Source organism: Streptomyces tamarix, from assembly GCF_032423885.1.
GTDB lineage: Bacteria > Actinomycetota > Actinomycetes > Streptomycetales > Streptomycetaceae > Streptomyces > Streptomyces tamarix.
The window spans coordinates 1-5,059 of sequence record NZ_JAWCTQ010000087.1 but is presented as its reverse complement, the minus strand read 5'-3'; the positions used below and the strand labels follow the sequence as shown (position 1 = coordinate 5,059).

5 protein-coding genes are annotated in these 5,059 nt (G+C 69.7%); 2 read left to right on the top strand and 3 right to left on the bottom strand.

Annotation, left to right across the window (positions count from 1 at the left end):
* Window positions 1–310: 310 nt before the first annotated feature.
* From RND61_RS32250 to thyX, 3 genes are all read right to left on the bottom strand, one after another.
* On the bottom strand, window positions 311–1,996 hold the full coding sequence (locus tag RND61_RS32250) for a ribonuclease J (protein WP_315881725.1): 1,686 nt from the start codon (window positions 1,994–1,996) through the stop codon (window positions 311–313).
* Between the two features lie 109 nt (window positions 1,997–2,105).
* On the bottom strand, window positions 2,106–3,005 hold the full coding sequence (gene dapA, locus RND61_RS32245; RefSeq protein WP_315881724.1) for a 4-hydroxy-tetrahydrodipicolinate synthase: 900 nt from the start codon (window positions 3,003–3,005) through the stop codon (window positions 2,106–2,108).
* A 208-nt stretch (window positions 3,006–3,213) separates the two neighbouring features.
* Window positions 3,214–3,954, bottom strand: a complete 741-nt coding sequence (gene thyX, locus RND61_RS32240; RefSeq protein WP_315881723.1) for an FAD-dependent thymidylate synthase — start codon at window positions 3,952–3,954, stop codon at window positions 3,214–3,216.
* 165 nt (window positions 3,955–4,119) lie between these two features.
* Between thyX and RND61_RS32235 the strand changes: the two genes are divergently transcribed.
* Window positions 4,120–4,359, top strand: coding sequence for a hypothetical protein (locus RND61_RS32235; protein ID WP_315881722.1), 240 nt, complete (start codon window positions 4,120–4,122; stop codon window positions 4,357–4,359).
* A 94-nt stretch (window positions 4,360–4,453) separates the two neighbouring features.
* Window positions 4,454–5,008 carry a hypothetical protein gene (locus RND61_RS32230; RefSeq protein ID WP_315881721.1) on the top strand — a complete coding sequence of 185 codons (555 nt, stop codon included), beginning with the start codon at window positions 4,454–4,456 and terminating at the stop codon, window positions 5,006–5,008.
* Window positions 5,009–5,059 lie beyond the last annotated feature (51 nt).

Here is a 5,059-nt window from a genome sequence, read left to right as displayed (position 1 = left end):
AACGCTTCCTTCGTACTCACCCTCTCGGGCTTTCCTCCGGGCGCTTCCCTTCGGTGTTTCCAACTCTACCAGATCCGTTTTCCGTTCCGTTCCCGGTCCGAATTTCGTATCCAGCGGCCGTTGGAGGGCCTTTCGCCTTTCGGCGCTTTCCGACTTTATCAGAAGTTCTGAGTCGGATTTTCCGCTCCTCCGGGTCCCCTTCGGTGCGTGAACGTACCGGGTTCCCCTCGGGCGGAGCCGTAAACGTACTGGAGCGGGGCGCCCCGATGCAAATCGAGGTCGCCCCGCTCCGGCCCGGCCTGGTGGAGCGTCAGACCTCCACCACCACGGGCAGGATCATCGGACGACGGCGGTACGTGTCCGAGACCCACTTGCCGATCGTGCGGCGGATCAGCTGCTGGAGCTGGTGGGGCTCCACGACGCCGTCCTGGGCCGACTTGTTCAGCGCGTCCTCGACCTTCGGGAGCACCGCGTCGAACGCTCCGTCCTCGATGCCGGAGCCGCGCGCCTGGATGTGCGGACCACCGACGATCTTGCCGGTCGTGGAGTCGACCACGACGAAGACCGAGACGATGCCCTCCTCTCCGAGGATGCGGCGGTCCTTGAGTGCGCCCTCCGTGACGTCGCCGACCGACAGGCCGTCCACGTACACGTAGCCCGCCTGGACCTTGCCGACGATCTTGGCCTTGCCGTCGACCAGGTCGACGACCACGCCGTCCTCGGCGATGACGATGCGGTCCTTCGGGACGCCGGTCATGGCGCCCAGCTCGGCGTTGGCGCGCAGGTGGCGCCATTCGCCGTGCACCGGCATCAGGTTCTTCGGCTTGCAGATGTTGTAGAAGTACAGCAGCTCGCCGGCCGAGGCGTGGCCCGAGACGTGCACCTTGGCGTTGCCCTTGTGGACGACGTTCGCGCCCCAGCGGGTCAGGCCGTTGATCACGCGGTAGACCGCGTTCTCGTTGCCCGGGATCAGGGACGACGCCAGGATCACCGTGTCGCCCTGGACGATGCGGATCTGGTGGTCGCGGTTGGCCATGCGGGACAGGGCCGCCATCGGCTCGCCCTGGGAACCCGTGCAGACGAGCACGACCTCGTGGTCCGGCAGGTCGTCGAGGGTCTTCACGTCGACGACCAGGCCCGGCGGTACGCGCAGGTAGCCCAGGTCACGGGCGATGCCCATGTTGCGCACCATCGAGCGGCCGACGAACGCGACCCTGCGGCCGTACTCGTACGCCGCGTCGAGGACCTGCTGGATGCGGTGCACGTGGCTGGCGAAGCTCGCCACGATGATGCGCCGCTGGGCGCCGGCGAACACGGAGCGCATCACGTTCGAGATGTCGCGCTCGTGTGAGGTGAAGCCGGGGACCTCGGCGTTCGTGGAGTCGCTGAGCAGGAGGTCGATGCCCTCCTCGCTGAGCCGGGCGAACGCGTGCAGGTCCGTGAGGCGGTTGTCCAGCGGGAGCTGGTCCATCTTGAAGTCGCCCGTGTGGACCACCATGCCCGCGGGGGTGCGGATGGCGACGGCCAGGGCGTCCGGGATGGAGTGGTTGACCGCGATGAACTCGCAGTCGAACGCGCCCAGCACCTCGCGCTGCCCCTCGGCCACCTCCAGGGTGTAGGGGCGGATGCGGTGCTCCTGGAGCTTCGCCTCGATCAGGGCGAGGGTCAGCTTCGAGCCGATCAGGGGGATGTCCGGCTTGAGGCGGAGCAGGTACGGGACGCCGCCGATGTGGTCCTCGTGACCGTGGGTGAGGACGATGGCCTCGATGTCGTCGAGGCGGTCCTTCAGGATCGTGAAGTCCGGCAGGATCAGGTCGATGCCGGGCTGCTCCTCCTCGGGGAAGAGCACGCCGCAGTCGACGATCAGCAGTCGGCCGCCGTACTCGAAGACGGTCATGTTGCGGCCGATCTCGCCGAGACCGCCCAGCGGGGTGATGCGCAGACCGCCCGGGGGCAGCTTCGGCGGGGCACCGAGTTCAGGATGCGGATGGCTCAAAAGACTCTCCTCACCACACACGCCACGTGCCGCTGAGACACGTGGCGCGCGTGACTTTCATGCAGGTACAAAGGGTTGTGTTGCTGCTATTCAGTTGTGAAGTCCGTTGTCACAGGTCTACCCCGCCGGCGGCGAGGTCTGTCCTCAGCTGCTCGGTCGCGGCCGGGGAGAGCTCCACGAGGGGCAGCCGCAGGGGGCCCGCGGGGAGTCCCTGGAGGGCGAGGGCGGCCTTGGTGGTGATCACGCCCTGCGTGCGGAACATGCCGGTGTAGACCGGGAGCAGCTTCTGGTGGATCTCGGCGGCCTTCTGGACGTCGCCGCTGAGGTGGGCGTCGAGGAGGGCCCGCAGCTCGGGGGTGACCACGTGGCCGACGACGGAGACGAAGCCGACGGCGCCGACGGAGAGCAGCGGCAGGTTGAGCATGTCGTCGCCGGAGTACCAGGCGAGGCCCGAGCGGGCGATGGCCCAGCTGGCGCGGCCGAGGTCGCCCTTGGCGTCCTTGTTGGCGACGATGCGCGGGTGCTCGGCGAGGCGGACGATCGTCTCGGTGTCGATGGGGACGCCGCTGCGGCCCGGGATGTCGTAGAGCATCACGGGGAGCCCGGTGGCGTCGGCGACGGCCGTGAAGTGCCGGTACAGGCCCTCTTGCGGGGGCTTGTTGTAGTACGGCGTGACGGCGAGCAGGCCGTGCGCGCCGGCGCGCTCCGCGGCCCGGGCCAGTTCGAGGGTGTGACGGGTGTCATTGGTGCCGATGCCCGCGATGACGTGGGCGCGGTCGCCCACCGCCTCCAGGACCGCTCGTACGAGCTGGTCTTTCTCCGCGTCGCTGGTGGTCGGGGACTCGCCGGTGGTGCCGTTGACGACCAGGCCGTCGTTGCCCGCGTCCACGAGGTGGGCGGCGAGCCGCTGAGCGCCGTCGATGTCGAGCGCGCCGTCCGCCGTGAAGGGCGTGACCATGGCGGTGAGGACCCTCCCGAAGGGGGTCTGCGGAGTGGAGATCGGAGCCATGGGTAACACGCTACTCGCTGCTCAGCGCGTGGGGTTCCCTCGGGGACGGGCTGGAGCGGAGCCCGGCACCGCCTGCTCGGGGGTTCAAGCAGTGCCGGGTCCGTTTGATCAGCCTAGATGAACTTCTCAGAGCGCCGCAATACGGACACTTCGGACAGTACATCCGTACGTCCGTACAGCCCCGGACCCCGGGACCGGCGGGTCCGCGCTACGGCGCGACGCGGCCGTTCTTGTTGAAGGCGGCGTGCGTCAGCGGCATGAGCCTGGCCCACTCCGCCTCCATGCGCTCGCCGACCATCTCGATCTCCCGCTGCGGGAAGGAGGGGACCTTCGCCAGCTCGTGCTGGGTGCGCAGGCCCAGGAAGTGCATCAGCGAGCGGGCGTTGCACGTGGCGTACATGGACGAGTAGAGACCGACGGGGAGGACCGAGCGGGCGACCTCGCGGGCGACGCCGGCGGCGAGCATCTCCTGGTACGCCTCGTACGCCTGGAGGTACGACTCCTCCATCGCGCGCGAGACGAGCTCGTGCTGCTCCTGCGTGCCCTCGACGAAGACGTACTTGCCGGGGCGGCCCTCCTGGACCAGCTTGCGGGAGGCGTCCGGGACGTAGAAGACCGGCTGGAGCTCCCGGTAGCGGCCCGACTCCTCGTTGTACGACCAGCCCACGCGGTGCCGCATGAACTCGCGGAAGACGAAGATCGGGGCGCTGATGAAGAACGTCATCGAGTTGTGCTCGAAGGGGCTGCCGTGCCGGTCCCGCATCAGGTAGTTGATCAGCCCCTTGGAGCGCTCCGGGTCCTTCGTGAGCTCCTCGAGCGACTGCTCCCCGGCGGTCGAGACGCGGGCCGCCCAGAGCACGTCCGAGTCATGGGCGCTGCTCCTGACCAGGTCAACGGTCACATCACTGCGGAAGTGCAGCTTGGCGCTCTCAGCGGGAGTGGGGGGCACGGGTGTCCTTCCGGCGTGGCGTAGACGGGCGCGCCTACTCTAGCCAGAACGAGGTCGGGGCTTCGCCGCCGGTGGTTCGGCGGATCGGGGCACCAAACCGCTCGTACAAGCGTCTGTATCGGGTAGTAGCGGCATTCCACTGTCGACACAGGAGGAGAGCACACCATGCACCCCCGGCGAGAGGCCGTCCCGTTCGCGTTCGTCGCGGAGACCGACCGCTTCCGCAGTAACGTCACCCCTCCGGCACGGCAGCGTCCCGGCCTCTCGGAGATCGCCGGCCGTACGCTGATCGGACTGACCGTGGTGGCCGGGCTCGTGGGGTCGCTGCTGTTCGGGATGCCGGCACTGCAGGCCGGCCCGCAGGCCGGGCACGCGCAGCAGTCCGAGGCCTCCCAGGGCCGTTGACCCGTACGCGCCCCTGCTGTGGCCGGGTGCGGGGGCGCTGGGTAGCCTCACCGGGCACAGCCCGAACGAGCGTGCAAAGAGTTAAGGATCTGTCGTGCCCCTGCCCTTCCTGACGGCCGACCGCGCTTTCGAAGCCACGAGCGGCGACATCGCGCTCCCGTTCGACGACCACGACCAGTGGCGTCGCCCCTACCGGCCCGGCCCCTGGCGGGTGATCGCGGCGGCCCTGGCCCTGCTGATCGCCTCCTTCATGCTGCTGGCGACCCTGATCATCGCGCTGGCCGGGGCCCTGCCGGCCGCGGGCGCGTGTCTGGGCGCCGCGGCGCTGGTCATCGCGGTGGCGCTGCGGCTGCTGCGCGTCGGCACGTGGGTGAGCCGGCACGGGGTGCGTCAGGTGCGGTTCTTCCGCACCGTCACGGTGCCGTGGGCCCGGGCCGCGTCGCTGCGGACCGTGCAGCAGCCGGTGCGGTGGCTGGGCCTGCCGCGGACGGTGCAGGGGCAGGCGCTGCTGCTCGTACGGCACGGCGACGGGGAGCCGCTGACGCTGCTCACCGACCACAGCGCGGACTTCCTGGCGCGGGTGGAGGCCTTCGACCGGGCCGCCGACTCCGTCGAGGCGTGGAACGCGGAGTACGCGCCCGTCTCCTGACCCACCGGCCCCGGAACGGCCCGGGGCCCCCCGCCCCGGGGGCCCGGGCGC